Source organism: Paenarthrobacter sp. NCHU4564 (assembly GCF_052156435.1).
Classification (GTDB): Bacteria; Actinomycetota; Actinomycetes; order Actinomycetales; family Micrococcaceae; genus Arthrobacter.
On record NZ_JBQLIS010000024.1, the window covers coordinates 58,736 to 65,191 of the forward strand.

General features: G+C 66.3%; 3 protein-coding genes. All 3 read left to right on the forward strand.

Features of this window, described 5'->3' with window-relative positions; translation table 11 throughout:
- Window positions 1-50: 50 nt before the first annotated feature.
- The 3 genes from ACSVIE_RS18875 (at window position 51) to ACSVIE_RS18885 (ending at window position 6,364) form a co-directional block, all read left to right on the forward strand.
- A complete protein-coding gene (locus tag ACSVIE_RS18875) occupies window positions 51-3,155 on the forward strand; it encodes a response regulator (protein WP_442424831.1) in 3,105 nt (1,034 codons plus the stop codon).
- Complete coding sequence (locus ACSVIE_RS18880; RefSeq protein ID WP_442424832.1) at window positions 3,152-4,072, forward strand: GGDEF domain-containing response regulator; 921 nt, start codon at window positions 3,152-3,154, stop codon at window positions 4,070-4,072. Before ACSVIE_RS18875 ends, ACSVIE_RS18880 begins: the two co-directional genes overlap by 4 nt.
- Before the next feature lie 72 nt (window positions 4,073-4,144).
- Window positions 4,145-6,364 (forward strand): S9 family peptidase, encoded by a 2,220-nt coding sequence (locus ACSVIE_RS18885; RefSeq protein WP_442424833.1) that lies wholly within the window; start codon window positions 4,145-4,147, stop codon window positions 6,362-6,364.
- The last annotated feature ends 92 nt before the right edge of the window (window positions 6,365-6,456 follow it).

Sequence of the window (6,456 nt, forward strand, 5' to 3'; positions counted from 1 at the left end):
AGCACGGGGTTCCTTCAGCGCGCCCGGCAGGGAAAGGCCTGCCACTGTTCATGACGGCCGCCGGCGTGTGTGCCGTTCTGCTGACCATCATGTTCGCCAGCGGTATCGGGACGGCCACTGCGCAACTGACCGGCGACCTCGCCATCCTCACCGCGGTATTGACCGCCCTTGTGGTCCACGCACGGGCTGCGTTCAAGCACCATGCGGAGGTCAAGCGCGGCCCGGTGGTCCACAACACCGTGATGGCCCGCTGGTTCGTGGTGGCCGGCCTCGCCGTGTGGAGTGCCGGCCAAGCCATCTGGACCCTGAACGGAATCACCCTCGACCACCAATACCCTTTCCCTTCGTTCGCGGATGTGGGTTTTGTCTGGTACGCGCTGCCCACGGCGATCGGGCTGGTCCTGCTGCTGCGCGGGCAAGGACTCAGGCTCCCTGTCCGGCGCACCATCCTGGATGCGGGGGTGGTGGCAAGCTCCATGTTCTTCATCGTCTGGACCTCGCTCCTGGGCCCGATCGCCGGCGGGACTGAACAGGATCCGCTGGCGCAGGCCACGCAGATGGCCTACCCGATCGCCGACGTTCTCATGGTGTCCGTGGTGATCGTCCTGACCATGCGGGCAGCCCGCGGCCGGCGGCTCCCCTGGCTTTGCCTGGGGCTGGGATTCTGGATCCTGGCCATCACGGACCTCACGTATGTCCGGTTCACGATCGAGGGAATCACCGGCGTCACGGGTTCACCCCTCACGCTGGGCTGGGTCCTCGCCTTCCTGCTGGTGGGCCTCAGTCCCCTGGTCCGGGAGACAGGTACCGCGAGGAAGGATGGCCGCGCGTACGCCGCGATGCTGGAGCTGCTCCCGTACCTTCCCGTGTTCAGCGCGGTGTTCTTCATCCCCGGACGTGCCGTCGGAAACGATCCCATCCTCATAGTCACGGGCCTGCTGATGGTGGCGTTCGTCGTCGTGCGGCAGGTGCTGATCGTCGTCGAAAACGTCACGCTCACCAGCGAGCTGGAGTCCAAGGTCACCGAGCGCACCGCCGAACTGCTCGACGCCCGCGAGGACGCCCTGGAGGCAAGCCGCCTCAAGTCCGAGTTCCTTGCCACCATGAGCCACGAAATCCGCACACCGCTCAACGCCGTGATCGGCTTGACCTCGCTCATGATGGACACCGAGCTCAGCGAAGCCCAACGCCAGTACTCACGGGGCGTGAAGGGTGCCGGCGAGGTCCTGCTGACACTCATCAACGACATCCTGGACTTCTCCAAGCTGGAAGCCGGCAAGGTGGACCTGGACGTTACCGCCTTCGATCCGCGGGAGCTCGTGGAAGAAGTTGCCGGGCTGGTGGCGGAGGCCGCGCAAAGCAAGGACCTGGAGCTGATCTCCTACTGCCACCCGGACGTGCCGGAACGGCTCATGGGCGACCCCGGGCGCATCCGGCAGATCCTGCTGAACCTGTCCTCCAACGCGGTCAAGTTCACCCCCTCCGGGGAAGTGGAAATCCAGGTCTCCGTGCTGGAACAGGATGGAAAGGACGCCCGGTTGCGGTTCGAGGTCCGCGACACCGGCATCGGCATCAGCCCTGAGGACCACCACCGGCTTTTCGAATCGTTCGCCCAGGCCGACGCCTCCACCACCCGCCGCTACGGCGGTACCGGCCTGGGACTGGCCATCTCACGCCGGCTCACCGAAGTCATGGGCGGGCAGATCGGCCTGGACAGCGAGGTCGGCAAGGGCAGCAAATTCTGGTTCGTCCTGGAACTGCCCGTGGGCCCGGCACCAACAGAAACAACTGCCCTGCCCGCGACACTGGCAGGCCGGAAAGTCCTGGTGGTGGATGACAACGCCACCAACCGGCTGGTCCTGGAAACGCAGCTGGCCAGTTGGGGCATGGTCCCCGTGGCAGTACCCGATGCGAACGCCGCTTTGGAGGAATACCACGCGGCAGCCACGGCCAGCGCTCCCTACGACCTCGCCGTGGTGGACATGTGCATGCCCGACACTGACGGCTTGGAACTGGCCCGCCTGATCAAGGCGGAAAGCAACGGCAACCCAGCGCCCGGCATCATCCTCCTGACCTCCACCATGGCCGTGGAGAAGGCTGACCTCACCTCCGCCGGAATCCGCGAGTACCTCACCAAGCCGGTCCGCAGTTCCGAGTTCTACAACCGGCTGCTCCGGCTCGTTGCCACCAAGACAGCGCCACGCGCCGTCGCCCACGCCCCTGTCTTCGAACGCCCCGCGCAGCTCCACGGCAGGCTCCTGGTGGCGGAAGACAACGAGGTCAACCAACTGGTGGCCCGTGGCATGGCCCGGCGGCTGGGATACGAAGTGGACATCGTCAACGACGGCGCGCAGGCAGTGGAGGCCACCCTCACCGGGGAGTACGCCGCAGTCCTGATGGACTGCCACATGCCGGTCATGGACGGTTTCCAAGCCACCCGCACCATCCGCGCCCGGGACGCCGGCCGCCCACGCATCCCCATCATTGCCATGACGGCCGGAGCCCTCAACGAAGACCGCGAGCGTTGCTTCGCCGCCGGAATGGACGACTACATCAGCAAACCCGTGGACGTGGACAAACTCGGCGAAATCCTGGCCACGTGGGTGCCGCAGCCGGCCGCTGCTTCGGCCAACTCCGCGGAAAGTACGACGCCGGACGGCCCGGTCGCGGGTGACGCTGCGGCTGGTGCCACGGCGGGTGGTGCCGCGCCGCAGCCGGCGGCTGGTGCCACGGCGGGTGGTGCGGAGCCTCAGCCGGCGGCAGCACCGGCGTCGGGCACTGGCGTGACAGCGGCAGGCGACGACGCGGTGCTGGATCTGGACCGCCTGGAGCTGCTGCGGTCGCTGGGTCCGGGTTTGCTGCCGGACGCGATCACGGCCTTCCGGACAGAATCCAGTGCGTCCCTGGAGAACCTGGCCGCCGCGTTGGCCGGGAACGACGCCAGGGCGCTGCAGTCCGCGGCGCACAAGTTGTCCGGAGCGGCGGGCAATATCGGCGCGGTGGGCGCTGCCGGGCTGGCGAAGGAACTGGAGGCCCTGGGCCGGGCAGCCGAGCCCGGGTTGGAGGCTGCCGGAGCCCCGCTGCTCCAGGAACTCCACCATGAACTGGACCGTGTGGACCGGGCGCTTGCGCGTGTGGTGTTGGGAGCTTCATGAAAGTCCTGATAGCTGATGACGAACTGATCTCCCGGATGATCACCAAGGCCGCGGTGGAGCAGTCGGGCCACGAGTGCATCGTGGCCGTGGACGGTGACTCCGCATGGGAACTGTTCCAGGTCCACAGTCCGGAGGCCGTGGTGACCGACCTGATGATGCCGGGCATGAACGGACTGGACCTGTGCCGGGCGATCCGCTCCGCCGAGGACGAGAGCTACACCTACGTGATCCTGGTGACGTCCCACGGCTCCCGCGAAGACGTCCTGGCAGGCATGGAGGCCGGCGCGGATGATTACGTCACCAAACCGCTGGACCCCTTCAACCTGCATATCCGCCTGCTGGCCGCGCAACGGATTACTTCGCTGCACGCCGATCTGGCCCGGTACCGTTCGGCGCTGACCGAGCAGGCCCGGACGGATCCGCTGACCAAGCTGCACAACCGACTCAAGCTGACGGAGGACCTGGCCGGGCTGCATACCTCGGCCGGGCCGGGTGACTACTGCTTGGCCATGGTGGACGTGGACAACTTCAAGAGCTACAACGATCTCTACGGTCACCAGGCCGGTGATGCTGCGCTGGCCACGATCGCCTCGACGCTGGCGGCGGAAGTCCAGGCCTCGGACGCGGTGTACCGGTTCGGGGGCGAGGAGTTCCTGTTGGTCCTGCGGGATCAGACGTCCTCGGGGGCCGAGGTGGTCCTGGAGCGGGTCCGGTCCGCGGTGCATGCGCTGCAGATCGAGCATTCAGGGGATCCGGACGGGGTGCTGACCATCAGCGCCGGGGTTGCCGCGTACACCGAACGGCACCGGGCGGGGACGGAGCAGCTCCTCAAGGAGGCCGACCTTGCCCTGTACGCAGCCAAGGCGTCGGGACGGAACCGGGTGGCCGTGTCCACCCAGGGCTCCTCCCCCAACTAGCTGGCATCAGGGGTTGTTCTGAGCGCTGGGAACAACCCCTGATGCCAGTCAGTTGGGCGATAGAGTGGCCCCATGAGCCACACTTCCTCCGCGCCTGCTCCTGCCTCGGGTTCCTCCGTCCAGCCCCCTGTCGCCAAACGCGTCCCTGCCCGTCGCGAACACCACGGCGACGTGTTCATCGACCACTACGAATGGCTGCGGGACAAGGAATCGGACGAGGTCATAGAGCACCTCAAGGCAGAGAACGCCTACCAGGAAGCCGTCACCGCGCACCAGGAACAGCTCCGCGAGGCAATGTTCCAGGAAATCAAGGGCCGCACCCAGGAGACGGATCTGTCGGTGCCCAACCGCAAGGACGGCTGGTGGTACTACAGCCGCTCGGTGGAAGGCAAGGAATACAGCATCCAGTGCCGCGTCCGCGCGCAGGAAACCGGCGACCGTGTGGCCGATTGGACGCCGCCCGTGGTGGAGCCGGGAATCTCCATCGAGGGTGAGCAGGTCCTCCTGGACGGCAACGTGGAGGCCGAGGGCCAACCCTTCTTCAGCGTCGGCGGCGCCGCGGTCACGATCGACGGCAACCTTTACGCCTACGCGGTGGACAACTCCGGGGACGAGCGCTTCACGCTGCGCATCAAGGACCTCCGCACCGGCGAACTCCTGCCGGACGTCATCGAGAACATCTTCTACGGTGTGGCCTTCTCCCCCGACGGCACACGCCTGTTTTACACGGTGGTGGATGATTCATGGCGTCCGTACCAGGTGAAGTCGCACGTCCTGGGCACCCCGGTCGCCGATGATGAGGTGCTGTACCAGGAAGACGACGTCGCCATGTGGCTGGGCTTCGACCTCGCCTCCGACCGGCGTCACCTGGTGCTCAGCATCGGGTGCTCCGAGTTCAGCGAAACCCGTCTGCTGCGCTTCGACGACTACGACGCCGGCCTGGCCACGGTCATCTCCCGCGACGAACGCCTCCTTTACGAGGCCGAGCCCTTCCTCCTGGACGGCCGCGAGACCCTCCTGGTCACCCACAACAAGGACGCCATCAATTCCATGGTGAGCCTGGTTGATCCGGAAGAACTGGCCAAGCCGCTGTCGGAGCAAAACTGGCGTACCGTCGTCGGGCATTCCGACCAAGTGCGCGTCAACGGCGCGGGCGTCACGTCCACCCACCTGGTGCTGTCCATCCGCAAGGACACCATCGAGCGCGTCCAGGTACTGCCGCTCGCCGGTCTCGGTACGGCAGGGCAGGCATCGCCCGTGGAGCCGGCTTTCGACGAAGAGCTCTACACGGCAGGCGTATCCGGTTCGGACTATGAAGCTCCGGTGATCCGCATGGGCTACACGTCCTACTTCACGCCGTCGCGGGTGTACGACTTCGTGTTGCCCACGCCGGACAAGCCCGCTGGTGAGCTGCTGCTCCGCAAGGAGAGCCCCGTGCTGGGCGGCTACTCTCCCAGCGATTACGTCGCCACCCGTGAATGGGCAACCGCCGACGACGGCACCCGGGTTCCGCTGTCCGTGCTGAGGCACGCTTCGGTCAAGCAGGATGGCACAGCCGCCGGCCTGGTATACGGGTATGGCTCGTATGAGATGAGCATGGATCCCGGTTTCGGAGTGGCCCGGTTGTCCCTGCTGGACCGCGGAATCGTAATGGTCATTGCGCACATCCGTGGTGGCGGCGAGCTCGGCCGGCACTGGTACGAGGACGGCAAGAAGCTCACCAAGAAGAACACGTTCACCGACTTCATCGCTGCTACCGACTGGCTGGCTTCCTCGGGGTGGGTGGATCCGTCCCGCATTGCTGCGATGGGTGGCTCCGCCGGTGGCTTGCTGATGGGCGCCGTGGCCAATATGGCACCGGAGAAGTACGCAGCCGTGGTGGCCCAGGTGCCGTTCGTTGACGCCCTGACGACGATCCTGGACCCGGAGCTTCCGCTGTCCGCCCTGGAGTGGGAGGAGTGGGGCAATCCCATCACCGACCCGGAAGCGTACGCATACATGAAGTCCTACACCCCGTACGAGAACGTGCGTTCTGTGGCCTACCCGAAGATCGCCGCTGTTACGTCCTTCAACGACACCCGGGTGCTGTACGTGGAACCGGCCAAGTGGGTGCAGGCACTGCGGGCCGTGTCCACGGGTTCCGAGCCGATTGTCATGAAGATCGAGATGGACGGTGGCCACGGCGGAGCTTCCGGCCGGTACGTGCAATGGCGCGAGCGGGCCTGGGATTACGCGTTCGTAGCGGACTCCCTCGGCGCCACCAAACTGCTCCCAGGCGCCGGCCTCAAGTAACCTCCCCCCTCACCCAACTGGGTCGGGATTTTTTGCGGGTTGTGGGGGGGAAACCCCCCCAAAAGCGCCCCCCCGTGGGGTTAAGGGGGGGG